Source organism: Nitrospira calida (assembly GCF_976986435.1).
The window spans coordinates 1,317,617-1,338,080 of the sequence record NZ_OZ335950.1 but is presented as its reverse complement, the minus strand read 5'-3'; the positions used below and the strand labels follow the sequence as shown (position 1 = coordinate 1,338,080).

General features: G+C 60.5%; 16 protein-coding genes, 4 tRNA genes and 1 pseudogene. 10 read left to right on the top strand and 11 right to left on the bottom strand.

From position 1 onward, the window contains the following. Nucleotides 1-57: 57 nt before the first annotated feature. From tuf to ACWHTU_RS06570, 6 genes and pseudogenes are all read right to left on the bottom strand, one after another. Nucleotides 58-1,262, bottom strand: a pseudogene (gene tuf / locus ACWHTU_RS06595) (elongation factor Tu). Nucleotides 1,263-1,426: 164 nt separating this feature from the next. Beyond that, nucleotides 1,427-1,502, bottom strand: a tRNA-Thr gene (locus tag ACWHTU_RS06590). 259 nt (nucleotides 1,503-1,761) lie between these two features. After that, nucleotides 1,762-1,836, bottom strand: a tRNA-Gly gene (locus ACWHTU_RS06585). Nucleotides 1,837-1,971: 135 nt separating this feature from the next. Beyond that, nucleotides 1,972-2,056 (bottom strand) — tRNA-Tyr (locus tag ACWHTU_RS06580). Between the two features lie 270 nt (nucleotides 2,057-2,326). After that, nucleotides 2,327-3,256 (bottom strand): hypothetical protein, encoded by a 930-nt coding sequence (locus ACWHTU_RS06575; RefSeq protein ID WP_447862611.1) that lies wholly within the window; start codon nucleotides 3,254-3,256, stop codon nucleotides 2,327-2,329. Between the two features lie 116 nt (nucleotides 3,257-3,372). After that, a complete protein-coding gene (locus tag ACWHTU_RS06570) occupies nucleotides 3,373-5,373 on the bottom strand; it encodes an ATP-dependent helicase (protein ID WP_447862609.1) in 2,001 nt (666 codons plus the stop codon). Nucleotides 5,374-5,546: 173 nt separating this feature from the next. Between ACWHTU_RS06570 and ACWHTU_RS06565 the strand changes: the two genes are divergently transcribed. From ACWHTU_RS06565 to ACWHTU_RS06550, 4 genes are all read left to right on the top strand, one after another. Further along, nucleotides 5,547-6,395, top strand: coding sequence for a hypothetical protein (locus ACWHTU_RS06565; protein ID WP_447862608.1), 849 nt, complete (start codon nucleotides 5,547-5,549; stop codon nucleotides 6,393-6,395). A gap of 70 nt (nucleotides 6,396-6,465) precedes the next feature. Next, the gene (gene glgP, locus ACWHTU_RS06560) at nucleotides 6,466-8,622 is read left to right on the top strand and encodes an alpha-glucan family phosphorylase (RefSeq protein WP_447862606.1); all 2,157 of its coding nucleotides are present in this window, start codon (nucleotides 6,466-6,468) and stop codon (nucleotides 8,620-8,622) included. A 35-nt stretch (nucleotides 8,623-8,657) separates the two neighbouring features. Then, the gene (locus ACWHTU_RS06555; protein WP_447862604.1) at nucleotides 8,658-10,148 is read left to right on the top strand and encodes a HEAT repeat domain-containing protein; all 1,491 of its coding nucleotides are present in this window, start codon (nucleotides 8,658-8,660) and stop codon (nucleotides 10,146-10,148) included. Beyond that, complete coding sequence (locus tag ACWHTU_RS06550) at nucleotides 10,142-10,594, top strand: hypothetical protein (RefSeq protein ID WP_447862602.1); 453 nt, start codon at nucleotides 10,142-10,144, stop codon at nucleotides 10,592-10,594. The genes ACWHTU_RS06555 and ACWHTU_RS06550 overlap by 7 nt, the downstream gene beginning before the upstream one ends. 17 nt (nucleotides 10,595-10,611) lie before the next feature. Here the strand turns inward: ACWHTU_RS06550 and ACWHTU_RS06545 are convergent, their stop codons facing one another. From ACWHTU_RS06545 to ACWHTU_RS06525, 5 genes are all read right to left on the bottom strand, one after another. Then, nucleotides 10,612-11,442 (bottom strand): HEAT repeat domain-containing protein, encoded by an 831-nt coding sequence (locus ACWHTU_RS06545; RefSeq protein ID WP_447862601.1) that lies wholly within the window; start codon nucleotides 11,440-11,442, stop codon nucleotides 10,612-10,614. Nucleotides 11,443-11,868: 426 nt separating this feature from the next. Next, a complete protein-coding gene (locus ACWHTU_RS06540) occupies nucleotides 11,869-12,543 on the bottom strand; it encodes a septal ring lytic transglycosylase RlpA family protein (protein ID WP_447862599.1) in 675 nt (224 codons plus the stop codon). A 352-nt stretch (nucleotides 12,544-12,895) separates the two neighbouring features. Beyond that, a complete protein-coding gene (locus ACWHTU_RS06535; RefSeq protein ID WP_447862598.1) occupies nucleotides 12,896-13,483 on the bottom strand; it encodes a hypothetical protein in 588 nt (195 codons plus the stop codon). Between the two features lie 116 nt (nucleotides 13,484-13,599). After that, nucleotides 13,600-14,316 (bottom strand): peptidoglycan-associated lipoprotein Pal, encoded by a 717-nt coding sequence (pal, locus tag ACWHTU_RS06530; protein WP_447862596.1) that lies wholly within the window; start codon nucleotides 14,314-14,316, stop codon nucleotides 13,600-13,602. Nucleotides 14,317-14,450: 134 nt separating this feature from the next. Then, a complete protein-coding gene (locus ACWHTU_RS06525) occupies nucleotides 14,451-14,795 on the bottom strand; it encodes a hypothetical protein (protein WP_447862594.1) in 345 nt (114 codons plus the stop codon). A 242-nt stretch (nucleotides 14,796-15,037) separates the two neighbouring features. Here ACWHTU_RS06525 and ACWHTU_RS06520 point away from each other — a divergent pair, with 242 nt between their 5' ends. The 6 genes from ACWHTU_RS06520 (at nucleotide 15,038) to ACWHTU_RS06495 (ending at nucleotide 20,407) form a co-directional block, all read left to right on the top strand. Continuing rightward, nucleotides 15,038-16,063: an ABC transporter ATP-binding protein gene (locus ACWHTU_RS06520; protein WP_447863319.1), complete on the top strand. Its 1,026-nt coding sequence runs from the start codon at nucleotides 15,038-15,040 to the stop codon at nucleotides 16,061-16,063. Continuing rightward, nucleotides 16,060-16,830 (top strand): ABC transporter permease, encoded by a 771-nt coding sequence (locus ACWHTU_RS06515; protein ID WP_447862592.1) that lies wholly within the window; start codon nucleotides 16,060-16,062, stop codon nucleotides 16,828-16,830. Before ACWHTU_RS06520 ends, ACWHTU_RS06515 begins: the two co-directional genes overlap by 4 nt. Continuing rightward, the gene (locus tag ACWHTU_RS06510) at nucleotides 16,821-18,350 is read left to right on the top strand and encodes a GldG family protein (protein WP_447862590.1); all 1,530 of its coding nucleotides are present in this window, start codon (nucleotides 16,821-16,823) and stop codon (nucleotides 18,348-18,350) included. The genes ACWHTU_RS06515 and ACWHTU_RS06510 overlap by 10 nt, the downstream gene beginning before the upstream one ends. Nucleotides 18,351-18,356: 6 nt before the next feature. Then, the gene (locus tag ACWHTU_RS06505) at nucleotides 18,357-19,736 is read left to right on the top strand and encodes a DUF4340 domain-containing protein (RefSeq protein ID WP_447862588.1); all 1,380 of its coding nucleotides are present in this window, start codon (nucleotides 18,357-18,359) and stop codon (nucleotides 19,734-19,736) included. A 66-nt stretch (nucleotides 19,737-19,802) separates the two neighbouring features. Then, a complete protein-coding gene (locus tag ACWHTU_RS06500) occupies nucleotides 19,803-20,219 on the top strand; it encodes a hypothetical protein (RefSeq protein ID WP_447862586.1) in 417 nt (138 codons plus the stop codon). Nucleotides 20,220-20,330: 111 nt separating this feature from the next. Beyond that, nucleotides 20,331-20,407 (top strand) — tRNA-Arg (locus ACWHTU_RS06495). Nucleotides 20,408-20,464: the final 57 nt, after the last annotated feature.

Sequence of the window (20,464 nt, the reverse complement as noted above, 5' to 3'; positions counted from 1 at the left end):
CCCGATTTCATCTCCTCACCCTTCCACTCCTTACCCCTTACGCTCCCCATATTTTTATTACGCCAGGATTTCGGTGACGATCCCGGAGCCCACGGTCTTGCCGCCCTCCCGGATCGCAAATCGCAGCCCCTGATCCATCGCAATCGGCGAAATCAACTCCGCCGTGATGCTCACATTGTCCCCCGGCATTACCATCTCCACCCCCGGATTCAACTGCACCACCCCTGTCACGTCCGTCGTCCGGAAGTAGAACTGCGGCCGATACCCGTTGAAAAACGGCGTGTGTCGCCCCCCCTCTTCCTTCGTCAAGACATACACCTCGGCCTTGAACTTCGTATGCGGCGTGATGCTCTTCGGCTTGGCCAGCACCATCCCCCGCTCTACCTCCTCCTTCTTGGTGCCCCGCAGCAACACCCCAATGTTGTCGCCCGCCTGCCCCTCGTCCAGCACCTTGCGGAACATCTCCACCCCGGTCACCACCGTGCTCTGGGTCGGCCGCAATCCCACAATCTCCACCTCGTCACCCACCTTGACGATCCCCGCTCCACCCGACCCGTCACCACCGTGCCCCGCCCGCTGATCGTGAACACATCCTCGATCGGCATCAAAAACGGCTTGTCGATCGGCCGCTGCGGCGTCGGAATGTAGGTGTCAATAGCCTCCAGCAGCTTCAGAATCGCCGGCACCCCCAGCGGCCCCGGATCCCCCTCCAGCGCCTTCAACGCCGACCCCGCAATGATCGGAATCTTGTCCCCCGGAAACTCGTACTTCGTCAACAGCTCCCGCACCTCCAGCTCCACCAGGTCCAACAGCTCCTTGTCGTCTACCTTGTCCGCCTTGTTCAAAAACACCACGATGTAGGGCACCCCCACCTGGCGCGCCAACAAAATATGCTCCCGCGTCTGCGGCATCGGCCCGTCCGCCGCGCTCACCACCAAAATCGCCCCGTCCATCTGCGCCGCCCCCGTGATCATGTTCTTCACATAGTCGGCGTGCCCTGGACAGTCCACGTGCGCATAGTGCCGCTTCTCGGTCTCGTACTCCACGTGCGAGATGGCGATCGTCAGAATCTTCGTCGGGTCGCGCCGGCCCTGCGATTCGCTGGCCTTGGCCACCTCGTCGTAGCTCACGAACTTGGCCATGCCCCGATCCGCGCACACCTTGGTCAACGCCGACGTCAGCGTGGTCTTGCCGTGGTCCACATGCCCGATCGTCCCCACATTGACGTGCGGCTTCCGCCGCTCAAATTTCGCCTTCGCCATCGCCCACTCCCTTGGTTATGTCGCTTCCATGACTTCTGTACGGCGTTTCCCGCATCGCACACCTTGTGAACGCTCCTGGCCAGAGCCCATCGGTCTGGACAAAAGTCCTGAATCTTGAGACGCCTATCCGGCCGCCAGGAACCAGTATCTGGTCCAGCACGGCGTGGAGCCCACGACGCGGATCGAACGCGTGACCTCGTCCTTACCAAGGACGTGCTCTGCCAACTGAGCTACGTGGGCCTCTCTCTCAGCCTCGCCTCGCGTCGCTTGCCCTCGCGAAGCACATCCCGGGCTTTCTCCTGATTCTCTCTCTTTCATGCGCTTCACGAACAACGGCTTCACCCTTTCTCGTTCTCGTCGGCAACGGAACGGCTGCAGGATGTGAACCTCGTTCCGTTGCCGGTTCAGCCCCGCAAGCCCACCTTGCCAACTCCCGCCGAGAGAGCCAGTCCCCCTCGCAGGGTTCTCCATGAGGAGATTTTTCACAAATTAATTCCATTGGAGCGGGCGACGGGATTTGAACCCGCGACAGCCAGCTTGGAAGGCTGGAACTCTACCACTGAGCTACGCCCGCCCGGCCGCGCTTGCTTAACCGAGCGCCTATGAATTCCCAAGCGCTCGGAGAACCGCCATCTCGATCATGGCCGCTAGTGTGTTGCGCTCTTGCGCCAAAAACCATCCCACGGCGCTCAACCCGGTTAGCCTTGGATGGTGGGCAGGCAAGGATTCGAACCTTGGAAGCCAATGGCAACAGATTTACAGTCTGCCCCCTTTGTCCACTTGGGTACCTGCCCATGTGCTTTGGTGACGGTTTGTAAGAGAGCCTATTCCCAGCAGGACTGTCAAAACCGCTTTACCATCCCTTGACCGGCACACGACAGAAAGTAAGCTCCGCCTCCCACAGCGCCTGGCCCACTCCGGAAACGGAGGGATGGCTGCGGAAATAGGAAGATGACCTTGCTCAGGAAACGTCAGATTCTATTGGCGGAATAACACCTTGTCAAGACCTAAGTTTGTCACGGCCCCCCTCGCTCTATTTTTCAGAAGATCAAGCTGCCGGAAGATCATTTCGGCCCCTGTGAACCGCACTTTCCACCCAGTGGCTGGGTCCGACGGTTGTCCTCCATAACGGCGACCAGTTTCCGAATCAGCTCGCGTTCTTTGCCCAGAACCTCGTCCATCAGGAATGCGACTTCCTCTGGCGAGATCCGGAATTGAGGAGCCAGAAACCGTTTGTGAGTCAGGGTCCTTTCGGTCGGATCCTCCGGCTCATAATACCCGCGCAAGTCCGCATCGCGATCGGCCTTCCGCAGGCGTTGCACCCATTCGTTTGTCACATCGATGTGCCGATTCCGCGCCGCCTTCTTCTGCACCTCCAGATGAGTCCAGATGGCCCACCCTACAAACACCGCCCAGGTTTCATTCAACGCCTCCCAGGATTCCCGTTCGGTCAGAAACCGCGTTTCCGTCGCGCTCCTCCGCTGGACCACCGGCGTAATCAACACTTCCTGATACCGACATTGCCGTTGCCCCTGTGCAAAGTCGAGCAACGGGTTCGAAGCGACCGCGCCCGCCCCATCCTGATCGCCCACGCCCCAATAATCCATGTAGGCATGAAACAACTCATGGTAAAGCGTCTGTAACTCCCGATGCGCCATCCGGCCGAGAGGCCTGAGTGTTCCCCCCGCCGCGTTGAACGATAGGGTCCGGTTCAGGACCAGACGATGTTCACCAGGATGATATTCGGCCGCGAAGGAGCGCAGATCCTCGAACTCAAAATGAATAAAATCGGGAGGGAGCTGATGGAGAAACCGGGTCGGCAGTTTGAGCGCATCGGCTTGCGAGAGGAGCGCCTCCCAGATCCGATCGGAATCGCGGGACAGGCTGGGCGAGGCGGAGAAAGCCGGTCCGTATCCGAGCAACACGAAGTGCGCGAGCCCCAGTCCCAACAGAAACGTCAGGAGTCGCTCACGAAGGCACGGCCGTGACATCATGGGAATGATTCACACAACGCGGAATTGCGCGACGGACAACCTGGCCGGATAACAACCCAGTGCTAGACAGGACGCAAAAAACGGTTCGTTTCGAAGTCCGTGGGCCCATGAACGTCTTACCCGAAGCTCTCTCGTTCCTCTACCAAGGCCAACGTTTCCAAGTGTGACGACGGGATGTGGTCGAGGAATCGGGTCGGTTTTGAAAGGAGCATTCCACTGGCCTTGTCATATACGTTGACCGGATAGATCAGGTACAGAAATCGCTTGGCCCGCGTCACCGCGACGTAGAACAGTCGTCGTTCTTCTTCGAGACCGTCTTCCGTCACAAAGGAGTAAGCGGATGGAAACTTGCCGTCCACGACCCAAATGATGAATACGCACTGCCACTCAAGCCCTTTCGCCGAATGGATGGTCGAGAGAACCAATCGCTCCTCATCGCGGTCGGCTGGTTCGATATTGACAACACTCCCGTCCGGCGGCTCCAACGCAAGGTCGGAGAGGAATTCGCCGAGCTGACGATAGCGCTCCGCCATAGTGGACAAATGCTCGATATCCCGCATTCGTTTCGGATAGTCGTCGTACTGCTCTTTAAGGATCGGCAAATAATACTCGTAGGCAAGGTTGACCTGATCGGCCGGATTCAGACCGTCAGCCTGCGAGAGGGTTTCCAGCAGACCGGCTAGATCCTTCAATCCTTTGCCGGACCGGCCGCCGATTTGACGCAGCAGCTCGAACGGCTGCACCCCTTTGAGCAACGCTCCGATCACATCCTGCGCCTTCTTGGGACCGACCCCATCGACCAGCAGCAGCACCCGATGCCAGCTCACCGCATCCAAAGGATTCACCGCAACGCGCAGATGGGCCAGCAGATCCTTGACGTGCGCGGCTTCGACAAACTTGACGCCTCCCCGCTTCACGAACGGAACGGCGCGCCGGGAAAGCTCCAGTTCCAGATCGAACGAATGGAAGCTGGAACGGAACAACACGGCCATCTCATGCAGCGGCACGCCTTCCTCGCGAAGCTCCAGGATTTTCTGCGCCACAAATCGCGACTGGGCGTTTTCTCCCGCCGCCTCGACCAACGCCGGCAGCGGCCCATCGAGCTTTCTCGTGAACAGATGCTTCGGGTATTTCTCCGCCGCGCCTCGAATGATTTCGTTCGCAAGATTCAAAATCGGCTGAGTGCTCCGATAGTTTTCCTCCAGCTTATAAATGATCGTTCCAGGAAACAGCGCGGGAAACTCCATGATGTTCCGGAACGTCGCTCCCCTGAACGCGTAGATGGATTGCGAGTCATCTCCGACCACCATCACGTTGTCGTGGGTCGCCGCAAGTTTTCTGATCAGGTCCGCCTGCAGGCGATTGGTATCCTGATACTCGTCGACCAGAATATGGCAATAGCTCTGCGAGATGGCCGTGCGCGCTGACTCGTGCTCGTTCAGCAATTCGCGCAGTTTGACGAGCAGATCGTCGTAGTCCAGCAGTTGTCGCTGGCGCTTGGCCGATTCGTATGTGCGCAAGAGCTTGCCGAGATCGTCGAGGTGATCCGCAAGGTGAGGAAATTCTTCGAGCACGATGTCCTCGAGACTGCGCAGCGTGTTCGCGCATTTGCTGTATATGTCCGCGATCGTGCCCTTCCGGGGAAAGCGTTTATCCTTCTCGTTCAACCCGAGTTGGGTGCGGACGAGCGCGATGAGATCTTCCGCATCCCCCCGGTCCAAAATAGTGAAACCCGGATCGAGCCCGATCGGGCGACCGTAGCGCCGGAGCAACAGATTGGCCACCGAATGGAACGTCCCCCCGCACACCCGTTCGCTCCGCGCGCCGATCAGCGCGCCGGCCCGATCGATCATCTCCTGCGCCGCCTTGCGCGTGAACGTCAGCAACAGGATACCGCTCGGATCCACGCCCGAATCGATCAAGTACGCGACACGGTAGACGAGCGTGCGGGTCTTGCCGCTGCCCGCCCCGGCAATGACGAGGGCTGGGCCGTCGCCGGCCGTCACGGCGGCCAACTGCTGTCGGTTCAAGGCCCGTTCGTAGTCGAGCGACAACCGCCGCGGAAGCACGGGGTCCGGCGAGCGCTTGAGGACGTACGGTTTGACGTCTCGATGCATGGCGGCGCGGGGTCCGGAATGAAAAATTATGGAAAAGACGGCTGCGCTGTATAACATACCGGATGGAGGCTTGCAAACGGAACCCCGCAAGGTGAGTCGGAGCATTCCGAGTCGCGCACTTGGACGCCGAAAGCGACTGTGTGTATAATGCGGCCCGCATCATGGAGCGGACCGTGGCCACCGTCAAGAACGAATATAGTGAGCGCCTCCGGGCTGTCGCGGGTCTGATGCTGGCCGTCGCAGGCGAATCGGTCAGTATGGTCAAGCGCAACGCGCCCGACAAGGCGCTGAAGCTCACCCGGCGGACCGAATGGGACGTGTATCTGGAGTTTCTCAAGATCTTCTTCAACTTGGCCGATCGCTTCGCCGCGCTTCACATTCCAGTGTCCGATCACGCGGAGTTCATGGACAGCCTGGTCGACGAAGTCATTTCCCAACTCAAAACGGCGCTGGAGCCGGCATTCGGAGCCAACAGCGACCAGATGGAGATCGTGATGACGATCGCCGGCGCTGTGGGCGAAAGCCGGCGCCGCTACGAACACTACAAGTTCATGGTTAACGAGAGCAGCAAAGTCAAAGACGACATGCTCAAGGAATTCGGCGAGCGTGTCGCGGACATGATCGGGGCGGCCGGCAATCTCCAAGTCGCCTCAGCCGCGACCCTCTGCGCCGGCGCCGTGCTGCCGGCGATGTCGGCAATTTTCACGGGAGAGAAACCGCAGGAATCCACACCGCCATCGGCGGGACGGGCGGCGTCCGCCACGGACGTGTCGAGGGAAAAGTCGGCCGGTCGCCCGACAGGAAACGAGATCAAGTTGGTCAGCGTCATGGCCAGCGTCAGCGGCGAAGAGGTCGAGACCCGGTGGGGTCTTCATCCCCGCTTCAAACGCGATCTGAATCCCGAGGAGTTGCAGGAGCTGACCAAGCTCATGAACCGCGTGACGAAAATTGTAGGCGAACGCTACGCTGCCGTGGCGTTTTCACAGGAGTGGGCCTCCTGGCACGTATCCGGACATGCTTGACGCCCGGCCCTCGACGCAACGCCCCCCATTCGCGTCGACGAGTTGACCGCATGATCATGAGGGAGGAGGAGTGGACAATAGCGACCCTACGGTGTGGCCAGCCCGACTGCCAAAGGATTTCGCACGACTCCAGGAACTTGCCCAGAATCTCTGGTGGAGCTGGAAGCCTGAAGCCCGGCATCTTTTCGAAGTCATCGATCCAACGCTCTGGCACCTGACCCACCACAATCCCGTCAAGCTGCTGTCCGACGTTAAACCCGAGCGACTCGCCGCGCTGGCCGACGATCCGACCTTCGTCCGTCTATACTCGGCGGTCATGAAAGCCTTTGACGAATATCTGGGTGACACCAAAACCTGGTTCGCTTCACATTATCAGGGGATGGAACGCTCCCTGATCGCCTACTTCTCGGCCGAGTTCGGTTTGCACAATTCCATTCCCATCTACAGCGGCGGCCTGGGAATCCTTGCCGGCGACCACTGCAAGGAAGCCAGCGATCTCGGCGTTCCGTTGGTCGGCGTCGGCTTCATGTACCCTCAAGGATACTTCAAACAGCGCGTCACGGTGGAAGGGTGGCAAGAGGCTGTGTATATGCCGTTCAACCGGAGCGAGTCGCCCATTCACCAGGCCATGACGCCGGCTGGAACTCCCTGTCAGATCAGAGTCGAAATGGCCGATCGGACCGTGGCGGCGTTGGTTTGGTGCGTGCGCGTCGGTCGGACTGTCTTGTATCTGCTCGACACGGACGTGTCGGAAAACAGCCCGGAAGACCGAGCACTGTCCGCGAGGCTCTACGGGGGAGATCAAGAAATTCGCCTCAGTCAGGAAATTCTTCTGGGCATCGGCGGCGTGCGGGTCATGCGCGCGCTCGGGCTTGCGCCCACCGTATGGCACGCCAACGAAGGACATTCGGCGTTTCTGACCCTGGAGCGGATCCGCGAACTGGTGCAATCCGGCCTGTCTCACGCAGAGGCCAGCGAGAGCGTCCGCCAGAGCACAGTTTTCACCACGCACACGCCGGTCCCGGCCGGGCACGATGTCTTCCCCCACCATTTAATGGAACGATACTTTCACGGCTATTGGGAGCAACTTGGATTGACGCGTGATGAATTTCTGCGTCTCGGCGAGACACCTCAGACCATGGGACAGGGTTTTAATATGACCGCCCTGGCGATGCGGATGTCGGCGCATGTCAACGCGGTCAGTCGGGAACACGGCCGGGTGTCGCGCGGCATGTGGAAACATCTGTGGCCGGGCCTGGCCGAGGATCTCGTGCCGATTCGCAGCGTGACCAACGGCATCCACGCTCCTACCTGGATCTCGCCGGAACTCAATCAGGTGTACGGCAAATATCTAGGGCCCGACTGGGCGACACGGTGCGATGATCCGGCCCTCTGGCAACGGGTGCTGGACATCCCCGATAGCGAGCTGTGGGCGGTCCGCCAGACCATGAAGCGCAAGCTGATGAGCTTCATCCGGGAACGGGCCAGGACCGGATGGGTGCAAGGGCATCTTCAACCTTTGCAGGTGCTGGCCAGGGGGACTTTACTCGATCCTGAAGCCTTGACCATCGGGTTCGCCAGACGGTTCGCCACTTACAAGCGGGCGACCTTGATCTTTCGCGACCTCGAACGACTGCGACATCTCTTGCAGAATCGCTGGCGCCCCGTGCAGATCGTGTTCGCAGGTAAAGCCCACCCGGCCGACGAACCGGGCCGTTATTTCATTCACGAAGTCGTGAGCTTCTGCAACGATCATAAGCTCGGCGGGCACGTCGCGTTCCTCGAAGACTACGACATGCACATGGCGAAATATCTCGTGCAGGGCGTGGACGTGTGGCTGAACACCCCCCGCGCCCCCATGGAAGCCAGTGGAACCAGCGGACAGAAAGCCGCTCTGAACGGGGTCCTGCACCTGAGCGTCCTGGACGGCTGGTGGCAGGAGGGATACAACGGCGCGAACGGCTGGGGGATCCCGCCGGCTCCTGAGCTGAACGACCCACAGGCTCAGGATGCTTACGACGCCGAACAGCTTTATCAAATCCTTGAACATGAGGTCATTCCGCTCTTCTACCAACGAGACCTCGACGGGATTCCTAGAGGATGGATCCAGATCGTCAAGGAAAGCATTCGCACCATCGCGCCAAAGTTTTGCACGAAACGAATGCTGAAAGAATACGTGGATCTCATGTACGCGGCCGCCGCAACCGGCATGCCGTCTTCATGGTAAGGGCCGGTGAGCACCGTGGAATTCGATCTTCTTCTTTGCCGACCCGCACATCGCCGGACAGTTTTCGTCCCCCGGTCGATGCTGGTCGAGGGCGCCGCCGGCCGTTCCTGATGACGGCCGACCGGTCCATAATCGGCACCTTGTGTCTCCTTCTCCTCGTCCGGGCGTTAATTCCCGCGTCGGCGTTCGGCGGCCAGGCCGATCTCGTGTCGGCCCCCAAACGGACGCCGGTCTCTCCGGAGCGGGAAGCTTCGGCGGCGTTCAAGAACTCGGACTACGACAGGGTGACGCGCCTGCTGGAGTCCGCTCGAATGGAGAGCAAGCCGTCCCGCGAGCTGATCCGGCTCGGCTTCTTGAGTTACCTGCGCCTCGGCCGGCCGGAAGAGGCGCTCAAGCTCTATCCGCGCCTCGTCCCCGCTTCGCGGTCCGACGACCCCGGTCTATTACGGCAGCTTGCGCTGAGTTTCATTACCAGTCGCGTGCGCGATCCGCAGGAACATGTACGGATCGCAGCTTATACCGCCCTGGCGGAAATTGGAGAGCCCGAGACAGCGCCGGTGCTCGAAGACGGGTTGTTGGACTCGTCGGTTTTCGTCCGCGCCAGAGCCGCCGGGGCGATCGGGAAGGCGGGGTTGGCCGCCAAGTCCGGAGCGCTCAAACGGGTTTTGCGTGACGAGACCCCGGCCGTCCGCATCGCAGCCATTAACGCCTTGGCCGAGGCCCGCGCGACGGACGTCACCGAAGAATTGACTCAACTCGCCCGACGTGACGAAGGACCGGAGTCGATCTTCGCCTTGGCTGGATTGGTGAGATTCGGGAAGAGCGACGCGCTCATCGACATCATGAACGCCGCCACACTGCCCGATCCGGAAGCGCGTATGGCGGCGATCGGCGTGCTGGGGCGGTTGAAACGACCGTCAAGTCTTGCCGTTCTGAGCCAGGCGGTGTACGATCCGGACCCCTCGGTCCGCGCGTTCGCCGCCGGGGCTCTGGGGGAGTTCGGTGATCCACGCGGCATGGCACCGCTCGTCCACGCGCTCGAGGACGAAAGCGCTCGTGTTCGCGGCATCGCCGCAGCCAGCCTGGGACGCCTGGGACTGGCGGACGCGCGGGGATTCATCATCCCTCTCACTCGCGATCCTGTCGGCCATGTTCGGGCCGGCGCCGTGGAAGGGCTCCTCCGGCTAGGAGACGCGACGGCCGTTCTTGTCGCGGCGGACCTTGCCAAACATTCCGACCCCTCGGTCAGAGGCGCAGCCGCCCAAGCGCTCGCGGCGGCCACGAGCCCGAAGGCGCTGCCGGTCTTGGAAGCGCTGCTGCGCGATCAACAGCCTCTTCCGCGTCTGATGGCGGCCAAGGCCCTGGGGAAAATCGGCCTTCCGGACGTGATCCCGCTGCTGAAAAAGGGATTGGAGGATACGGATCCGGCGGTCCGCATCGCGGCGGCCGGGGGCATCATCGAAGTGTTATCCAGGGGAAAGGCTTCCAAGAAGGCGCGTCACCGACCGCGAGGATCTCCATGCTGAAATTCTTAGGCGTGCTCACCTTGATCAGCCTGGCGTTCGGACTCGGCTATGTCGTCGGCCGCCAACCGGTCGGAATCCTTCAGCAAACCATCGCGGATCTTCAAAAAGCGGTGAAAGACCTCTCTCGTAACGTGATGGACACCACCCTCGGCATCGAAAAGGATTTGCGAAAACGGCAGGGTCTTGTCGACGCGAAGGCCAGGGTGGTGCAGGCCAAAGCAGACATGTTCGAGCGGAATTTCGGCGATGCCGCCAGGGAATTGGCGGAAGCCGTCGATTCCTTGGAACATGCCGCGCGGGGAGCCCAGGCGTCCGACGGCACCGCCATAAAGACGCTGGCGACCAAAATTCGGGAACTCCGCCTGGACATCTCGCTCGGAAAGAAAGTCCCGCTCTCTCGGTTGGACGACCTTCAACGGGAACTGGACGGATTGTTGAGCAAATAGACCAGAGACCAGGGAGGTCAGGCCGTGCCCGAGGGAGCGGTCACCGGCTTTTCTTTTTTCCACTTCGCGAGGATCCGTTCAACCCGCATCCGCACGACCAGATCGGGGTCTTTCAGCAGCGGCTTGATCGCTTCCCGCCCGCGTTCGTGGCCGATCGATTCCAGCGCCGCGGCTGCGGTCAAGCGAGTGAACCAATCCTTGTCCTGCAACATCTCGATCAACGGATCGATGGCGTCGGGATCTTTGATCCGCCCCAACGCGATCACGGACTGCTTGCGAACATTTTCGTCTTTATCCTTGAGCGCCGCGATCAGCCTGGGAACTGCAGGCTTGCCGAGTTCCACCAGCGCGTCGGTCGCTGCGTCGTTGAATTCGTCGTTGCGCAGTTGGCCGATCAGCGGCTCGAGCACCCGTTCGTCCCTGATTTTGCCGAGCGCCCGGATGGCAAACTTGCGGGTATCCCAGTCGCGCAGCAGCTTGATCAACGACTCAACGCAGGGAGATCCGATCTGTCCGCAGGCCTCGATGGCCGCCTCGCGCACTTGCCAGTCACCGTCTCTGAGCGCCCGGACGACCGGCTCGACGCAGCGTTCGTCGCCCATCTCGCCCAGCGTCACGACGGCTTCACGGCGCACCGCCCAATCGGGGTCTTTCAAGAGATCGATCTGAATATCGATCTCGTCCTTGACTTTTTCTTCTTCGAGCACCTCCTCGCCGGCGGCTTCGGCGGCCGGAGCTTCGCCCGCTGTCTCTCCAGCCTCAGCCGTAAGCTGCTCGGAGACACGGTCAGTCAATTCGTCGTCGAGTTGCGGCTCCGCCGCCGCAGCCGGCTCTTCCGGCTTCTGCATCTTCTCTCCTTCTTCCATAAAAAATTCCCCATCCCCTGCGCCCAGACCGCGACGCAATCGTCGGTCAGGTCACGCGGCAGCTTCCGTTTTCGTCTCACCCTGCTTGCCGACAGCGTAACGCTTCCGCATTGCCAGCGATCGGCGTTTCCGTTGGAGACGCTTCAATCGTTTGCGGAGCACGCGAAGCGTCCGGTCTCCTTCAGGATTCGCATGACCGGCGAGTCGCTCCGCAATTTTCTTTTTAAGTCTTTCTTCATCCGTTTCCGCACGGCTCTCTCTGCCCATTTTTCAGCTCCTCCGCCGTCGCGCGATTCGTCCCGCGTCGGCCGACTTCTCGCGATTCGTCGCTCAGTCTAGTGGAGCGGATGGAGCACTGTCAACACGGGGATATGCGCGGGAGAGCCGACCGTCGCGGCGGGCGACGCACTAGACGAGCGCGAGAGCGGGCATGGCCGAAGACACCGTATGGTCGGCCGAGAAGATGTCCAAAACCCGCCTGATCCGCCGCGACGGAGAGAGCAGATCGGCAGGAAGGAATCGAATGACTTGACGAGCGGCGCCGGTTGCATCCAGCGCACAGGGGATCTGGCGCGACCCCGACCGAGCCGGTCTTTGACCGGACAACGGCAGAAGTCCGGTCGCCGGGGTGAACCGGCCGGGAGTGGCCAGAAACTCAGGACGATGATCCCCGATCACCTCCAACTGGATTGCGGCGATCCCACCATCGACCATTCCGAGTTCCTGCGCCGCCGCATACGACAAATCAAGAATACGTCCGCCAACGTACGGGCCTCGATCATTGATCCTGACGCGCACCTGCTTTCCATTCAAAACATTGATCACCCGGACCATGGTCCCTAGAGGCAACGTGCGATGCGCGGCCGTCAGCGCTGTCATGTCATAGATCTCGCCGCTTGCGGCGGTCTTACCATGGAACTGGCCCCCATACCAGGACGCAATGCCCCTCTCTTTAATCCCCAAGTCCAAGTCGGTTGCGCCCTTAGGCAAACAGGTGCAGGCTCCGATCAGGAGGCTCAGCCCTCCGATCGCCAGGAGCTTTGTTCGAAATACGACATCCGTCTTACCGGATAGTTGGTCCATACGCGCCCTGACTTCCCTGTCGACCTCTCGCCAATTTCCCGAATTTTCGTCCTTATCGCTGATAGCGCGCGTGGCGTTACCCTAAGTGATCCCGACCCGGGCCACAATACCGATGGCGTAGGTCTTTCCCATACCTTCGTATATAGAAAGTCACTGCTCGGGCGACCCGAACAAGCCGGGGATGGGCGCAAGAAATTCGGGAAGGCGGACAGGGCAATAGGCAGGCGCGTTATAGAGGACAGCTGGGTTCTAAGTCAATGCCCAGTAAACAGGGCGAATCGGAGCAGTCACCAAATCGTCGAGACGGCAGAACCCATTGCCTGGGCGGGGCAACACAGCACGTGCTTATAAGTTATTTGAGACGCAGGGACTTTCCCTCAATGGTGGTATCCGCCAGGAACTTGTCGAAATTCCGTTCCAACACCTCGTTAATCAAATCCTGTCCATCCTTTGGATCGAACCAAAAGACGCTGTCCGTCCCCAGGCCGTTCAGCGTTTCACGCACCAGGCTGCCGTCCGCTTGATTCTTCGCCTGAAGCACGAGTTTGTTCTTCGCCACAATCTCCGTCGAACCGAATCCGCTCTTGGCGTCGAGCGAAAGTTCCAAGATTTTTCCCGAAATGGTCACATCGGCGCCATTTGTCGCCCCTGGCTTCATAAACGAGACGTTCCAGCCCTTCTTCACCAAATAGTCCACCAGGGCTTGCGCCGTCGCCTCACGTGGGTCTGCTCCATTGGTGAGATTGAAATGGCTCTCGCCGCCAAAAAGATGGGTGCGGACTCCCAATCTGGTCTTGTTCGATCGCCCGTCTTCGAACACCGTCACAGCCACATGGGGGCCGCCGGGATTCCTGGCCGTTGCCTCGGCAGCCACGCGTTTCGCTGGAATACTGATTGCGATGACCTCCCCTTTTCCAGCACAGCCGGACAGCACGAGCATTACGATTCCACAGCTCATGAAGATACGATGATGTGGCCTCACCATCCCCCTCCTCTTTTCCCAGAATCCCCTCCGGAACCACGAAGGAACTGACAGAACGATATCGAACATTTCGGCTACTGCAGCACAAAATGGGCGCGGCGATTCTGCTGCCAGCAGGCATCGCTATGCTCAGTACAGAACGGCTTTTCCTTGCCAAAGCTGGTGATCTGGATCTGCGAGGCCGGCACACCGAGTTCTTCGAGGTACTGTTTGACGGACTGCGCGCGCTTCTCGCCGAGAACCAGATTGTATTCGACCGTTCCTCGTTCGTCGCAATGCCCTTCGATGAGGACCTTGCGTCCGTTCGCCGTTTTGAGCCAACGCGCATTCGCCTCCAGCGTCGCCTGAGCGTCCTGGCGAATAGCAAACCGATCAAAGTCAAAGAAGACATCGGACAGAGCCGCCGTTTCTTCGGATGTGGCGGGGATGGAAGGGGGCGCCCCAGCCGGTTGGGTCGCCTCCGCAACGGCGGGGGCGGAAGGGGGTGCCACAACCGATGGGGCTGACTCTGCGGCGGAAGGAAGCGGCAGGGCACTGGGCTTCTCCTCAACCGGCGGAGGCTCCGAGGAGACGGACGAAGGAGGTATCTCGGTCTTGGCCTCCTCCATTTTCGGGGCTTCTGCCGAGACTTCGGCTCGGGGAGGCTCCGGCTGAGGAACCGGAGCTTCGGGCATAGTTTCCGCCCGTGCGGTCGCCGCCTCGGTCTGAGGCGTGATCGTCGGTGCGGACGCTTCGGCGCTGGGCGGCGAAGCCACCTGAGCTTCAACCTGCGGTTTTTCACCGGCTATCATCGTCTGATCGGACGCCGATGTCGAAAGCTTCTTTCCGGCGCAGCCAACCGATATGCTCAACACTAATCCCGCACAGCTAATCACAACGGCAGACTGAACAACTTTGCGCGACATCGAACCTCCACCTTTCATCTTCATCGGACACGGATCGATTGGGCCACCAGGCCGTCCGGATTTTTCACATAGGTCAGATCGACCGTTTCCCCCTCCTTGATGTCGGCGAGCGTGACCGGCGTTTTCCCGCGAGTAATCGATGCGTTCTCCTCGACCGTCGCCCCGACGATCAGTTCCTGCTTCTTCGCGGTCATCGTCTTCACGACGATAACCGGCGGCGTATCTTTGACATTCACCGCCACGACTTGACCTTGCACCCGACGAACCGGCGAACCGGACGCCGTCGTCGCGGACGAAACGGCAACAGGCGCGAAGACAAGGGCTGCGACGAGCACAAGCAGCAACCTCACAGGATTTCCGCTCATCCGGCATTCTCCCTTTTTTCCGTGAGAATCTCCAACCGCCTTTACGGCCGGCGCAAATGTAGCAGGTTGGAATTTATCTGTAAAGCGGTTCCTCGTCACGTCACCTCGGTGAACAACGCGCAGTGCCGCGCCCTTGACTGACCTGAACAGACTCGATAATATCCGCACCAGACCCGCCGGTTCGATCCATGGAGGCGGGCTCTGAAGCCACCAGCCCTGCTGTTCATCTCGCGACCAACTTCATGATCGAAGTTCAGAACGTTACGAAACGATACGGCCGACTTACGGCTATCGAAGAAGTGACCTTCACCGTCGAGAAGGGCGAGGTCCTGGCTTTTTTGGGGCCGAACGGCGCCGGCAAGACCACGACCATGCGGATTCTGACCTGTTTCATGCCCGCGACAGAAGGCACGGCCCGAGTGGCTGGGTACGACTGTTTGGAGCAGCCGATGGAGGTGAAACGTCGAATCGGCTATCTCCCTGAAACCCCTCCGCTCTACCAAGAACTGACGGTCACGGAGTACCTGACGTTCGCAGGCCGCCTGCGCGGCTTGAACGGACACAGGCTGACGAACGGGATGGCCCGCGTGATCGAACGGCTTTCGCTGGGCGAGGTCCGCCACCGGCTCATTGCGAACCTGTCCCGCGGGTATCGGCAGCGGGTGGGCTTGGCCCAGGCCCTGCTGCATGATCCACCCGTCCTCATCCTGGACGAACCGACGGTCGGGCTCGACCCGAAACAAATCATCGAAATCCGTGAACTGATCAAAAGCCTCGCCGGCTCCCACTCGGTGATTTTGAGCACGCACATCCTCCCAGAGGCGACGGCCGTCTGCCAACGGGTGGTGATCATCAATAACGGGCGGATCGTGGCCGTGGACACGCCGGACCGCTTGTCCGCCAGGCTCCGGCGCTCGGAGAAAATCAGCATCACCGTGAAGTCACCTCCTGCGGACGGCCCCGATCGGCTACGCACGATTCCTGGCGTGCTGAACGTCTTCGCCGCCGGAGAATCAGGGACATACTTGATTGAATGCGAACTGGGCCGCGACCTCAGGGACGACATCGCCCGGTTCGTGGTCGGTCACAACTGGGGGCTGCTCGAATTAAAATCCATTTCAATGACCCTGGAGGACGTCTTCCTGCGGTTGACCCAGCGTGAAGAGGGAATCGAGCCTGACCGCGAATCGGATCAGAACACACAGCCCGAACCGCCGCTCGGGCCAGAACCGCCAGGGCAAATCCGGAGCGAATTGCCGCGACCATGACCCCCGTCAAAGCCATCATTGCGAAGGAGCTGCGTTCGTATTTCGTGTCCCCGGTGGTGTATGTCGTCGGCGCCGTCTTCCTGCTGATTTTCGGAGTGTTGTCCTATCTGGCCGTGGTGAATGCGGGCAACCAGGCCATTCGCTTCATGCAGATCCAAGGAGCCACGGCCCAAATCAATCTCAATGAGTTGGTCTTTCGCCCTACCTTCTACAGCACCGCCATCGTCTTGCTGCTGACCTTGCCCATCCTGACCATGCGGTTGTTCGCCGAAGAACGCAAGCTGCGGACCTTCGAACTTTTGATGACCGCGCCGATCGGCATCAACGATATCGTGGTGGGCAAGTTCCTGAGCGTCTATCTGATTTTTCTGGGTCTCCTCGGACTGACCGGATTAGTGCCTCTCACGCTCTCGGTCTTCAGCGACTTCGATTGGAACCCCGTGCTGACCGGCTACTTGGGCCTCGCCCTCATGGGCGCGCTGTTCCTCGCCACCGGCGTCCTCGCCTCCGCCCTGACCGAGAACCAGATCGTGGCCGCATTTCTGAGTTTCGGGCTGCTGATCCTCATTTGGCTGCTGGGCGCGTTGGGATCGATCCTCGGCGACACCCCGGCCGGCAACGTCATCTCGTATCTCTCCTTCATTGAGCATTACGATCATTTGGTCCGGGGTCTCGTGGACACGAAAGACCTCGTGTATTATCTGAGCGGGATCGTGCTGATGCTCTTCCTTGCACACCGCGTCGTGGAGTCGGCCCGATGGAAGTAACCCGGTCGACCGTTCCGATCGGCATCGTGGGAGCCGGACTGGCCGTCGCCGGGCTGGTGGCCTACAGCCTGGCGCCTGACAAGCTGTGGCTGGTCACACTGTGCGAGGGCTTGGCGCTCGTCTGTCTGATCGTCTTTTTCGTCATCCACTTCGAGGCGCTCAAGGCGTTTTCCTCCCGTCGCTCGACCCGGCTGGGCGCCAACAGCGTGCTGATGGTCGTGCTGTTCCTTGGCATTCTGGGTATCGTCAACTTCCTCGCGAGCCGCCACGCGCAGCGCTGGGATTTTTCCGAGACCCAACACTTCACGCTCGCGCCCCAGACCTATCAAGTCCTGCGCGGTTTGAATCGCGAGGTCAAGATCACCGTCTTCGCCCAGGAACGGAGCCAAGCATTTAATACGTATCGCGACCTGCTCGACAGTTACCGTCAGGCCAGCAACAAGTTGACGGTGCAGTTCATCGACCCCGAACGGCGTCCGAACATCGCACGCGAGTACGGCATCACGCGGGCGGACACAGCCGTGTTGGAGAGCGGCTCACAGTCCGTCCGGATCAACTCCCCCTCCGAGCTCGAACTGACGAGCGCCCTGATCCGCGTTTCCAAGGACACCAAGAAACGGCTGCTCTTTCTGGAAGGACACGGAGAACGCAGCCTGGAAGACCGCGAGCGCAACGGCTATGCGCTGGCGAAAGAGGCTTTGATCAAGCAAGGTTACGATGTCGGCACCGTCTCGTTGCTCCAGGAAAGCGCCGTGCCGGAAAACGCCGCCGTCCTGATCATCGCCGGTCCTCGCCGACCGGTGACAAAAGAGGAAAAGGAACGTATCGAACGATACGTCGAGCGAGGCGGCCGCGTGATGTTTCTCATCGATCCGGATACACAGACCGACCTGGACGATCTGCTGGCCAAATGGGGGGTGGAGTTAGGCAAGGGCGTTGTGGTGGATCTCCAAAATCGTCTTGCCTTAGGAGATTTGACCGCTCTGCTGGTCAGCGTGTTCACCGATCACGAAATCACGCACGATCTGACCTCGGCCGTCCTGCTGCCCTTGTCACGGCATGTCACGTTCCGCGAAGACGCGGCGAAGGATTGGGACTTCGTGCCCTTGGCCCGCACGTCTCCCCGCAGTTGGGCGGAGACGGACATGAAAGGGCGTGTCGTGAGCTTCAACGAGAAAGAAGACGTCCAGGGCCCTGTGCATTTGGCGGCCGCGCTCACGCCGAAGAAGCCGCCCGAAGAAGGCAAACCGCGGCCCGCCATCGTGGTGGTCGGCAACTCGTCGTTCGCCAGCAACGCGTTTCTGAATTTCCCGGGCAACACCGACTTCTTTTTGCACGCCGCCGGATGGCTGGCCGAGGAACGCGAGCTGATTTCGATCACGCCCAAGGAGCCGGCGTTGCGCCCCTTCATTCCCAATCCGGTCCAGGAACGCATTCTGTTGTATGTCCAGGTGCTGAGCCTTCCCTTCCTCACCTTCCTGTGGGGCATGACGGTCTGGAGAAAACGGCGGCGCCTCTGATCCTCCATGAAAAGTTACCACGTCACGCTGTTCATGGCGGTCGCGCTGATCGGGCTGGGAGCCTACGTCTATTTCATCGAGATGCCGACTCAGCGGATGGAACAGGAAACCGAAGCCCGGAGTAGGAAACTCCTCCCATTCGACGAGCGCGAGATCAGCAGCCTCACGCTCCGCGCCGATTCCACTGAAATCGTGATGGAATCGACGGGAGGCCGCGGATGGACCATCGCCGCGCCGCTCAGGGCGGAGGCGGACGAACGCGAGGTCCAGGCGCTGATCCGCGCGCTCGCCACCGGCACAGTCCAGCGAGTGGTGGAGGAGACAGCGACGGCTCTCGCGCCGTTCGGCCTGGACCGGCCAGCGACGATCATTACGGTCACAGCCGGCGACAGGCGGGAAACCTATTCCATCGGCGACGTCGGACCCTTGTCCTCCACGCTGTATGTGCTGCGCGGGTCCGATCAGAAAGTGCTGTTGACCGACCTGGCGCCGAAAGACTTCCTCAACAAAAACCTCATGAGCTTCCGCCGCAAGGAAATTTTCCGGTTCGATCAGAAGGAAATCGACCGCATCCGGCTGACCTACCCCACAACCGAAATTGTGCTGTATCAGATGGACGAGAAGCCGAAAAAGAAATGGAAGATTCGCTACCCGATCGAAGCAGAGGCGGATCAAACGGAAGTGCGGACGCTCCTGTTCCGACTGGAGGACCTGAAGGCGCTCGGCATCATCGATCCCGGCCCCGAGCGGGACGCGATCGCCAAGAAGCTGGGAAGTCCGAACGTCAAAGTGACGGTCCATGCCGGCGACACGGATCAGGTTGTCAAGTTCTACCAGCCGGACCCGGCCAGCGGAGAAGCCTTCGCTGAGACAAAGCCGGATGCGCCGATTTATCGGATTAACCCGGCCGCGATCCGCGATCTCACCAAGGACCTCTTCGCCCTGCAGGACAAACGCCTTCTGGGCATGGAGTTCCCGGAGATCGCGATGTTGTCGGTCAAAACACGGGACGAGCACTATGTCCTCATCCACCAAAACAGCGAATGGGTGTTGGAAGATGAGCCGGCCGCCAAACTGAATCAGGAAACGGCTGATCTCTTCGTCAGCCGCGTGGTGAATCTACCTGCGGAAGAGCGGGTGCTCAAGCAGGCCGGCCAACTCGCCTCGTACGGGCTGGTGGCACCAACCGCTGAGTTCATCGCAACGGGCAAAGACGGCAAGATCGGCGGAAAGCTCGCATTGGGCAAGCAAGTCGGCGGGCTTGTCTACGCCATTGGGCAACGGCTGCCCGGAATCTACCAGGTTCGTGCCGACATCCTGACGCAAGTTCCATCAAGAAAAGATCTCGTGGCGAAGTCTGAACGCGCCGACGGAATAGTGCGTTGATTCTTGCTTTGACCATGCGCTTCCACTTATAGTCACGCATCCATTTCCCAAAGGAGGGCCGTCGATATGTATACAATGCGAGCCATGAACATGATCGTCCTGGTCTCGTCCACCTTATTCTTGGCATCCTGCGCGACAGACGGCGGCATGCCAGGGCCCGGCGCAGCCGGAGGGACCGTCGGCCCAGCCGGCGCTTCGGCCGCCACGGGTGATCTGTTGCAGGCCTGCCTGAGTCGAATTCCCAAGGATGCCAGCCCGGGACAGCGGATGGTCGCCGAGGAGAGCTGCAAGGCGGAAGCCATCAATCGTGGCGGGATCGCAACCGCCACCTCGGCGCGGGCGGCAGCCGGCACGGCGGGCGACACCCTCCAAGCCTGCCTGGACCGCATCCCCAAGGATGCGAGCCCCGGCCAGCGGATGGTCGCCGAGGAGAGTTGCAAGCGCGACGAAGCAAACCGCCAGGCGATCAATCTGACTCGGTGACGGGCATCTCTCAGACCAGGGCGGGCGGGCGGGGCTGCCTGCCCGCCGCCCTCGGCTTCACCATGTCTCTCGCTAGACTTCGTCCCGCCCTTCCAGTATCGTAGCAGCCACGCCCCCGTAGCTCAGTAGGATAGAGCAGCGGTTTCCTAAACCGCGGGTCGCACGTTCAAATCGTGTCGGGGGCACCAAACCGCGTGTGCTTGAGCCGTCCGCTCTTCATCGGTTTATCGAATCGGATGGGGGCG